Source organism: Streptococcus suis (assembly GCF_002964045.1).
Classification (GTDB): domain Bacteria; phylum Bacillota; class Bacilli; order Lactobacillales; family Streptococcaceae; genus Streptococcus; species Streptococcus suis_U.
In genome coordinates this window covers 1-305 of record NZ_POPB01000665.1, presented here as the reverse complement: position 1 = coordinate 305, position 305 = coordinate 1, and the positions used below count along the sequence as shown (strand labels likewise).

Genomic DNA, 305 nt, shown 5'->3' with positions numbered 1-305 from the left:
CTAAGACACGTTACATGGTCGGACAAGGTGCAAGCTTCCTAGTAGGTCTTCGCCGTATCCTCGGTGACCGTGCTTACGACGCTTTGATGCTCAGCCAAATGAAATAAAAAGGAGAGGATTATTTTCTCTTCTTTTGGACAAACTGTATAAATATTGCCTGATTTGGTAAAATTGTTCTAGAAAGAAGGGGAAATATGAAACTTGCCATTACAAATCAATTTCAAGAATTTCTAAAAAGCATCGGAGCGGATATCGCCGAGCTTTTGCAGCGGGCGGAAGTGCCAAACAAGCTCTGGCAGGAAGAA

Annotated in this window: 1 pseudogene; it reads left to right on the top strand. The window is 42.6% G+C overall.

The features are described 5' to 3' along the window. Window positions 1–194: 194 nt before the first annotated feature. Window positions 195–305, top strand: a pseudogene (locus tag C1E99_RS13980) (AraC family transcriptional regulator); the annotation flags it as partial.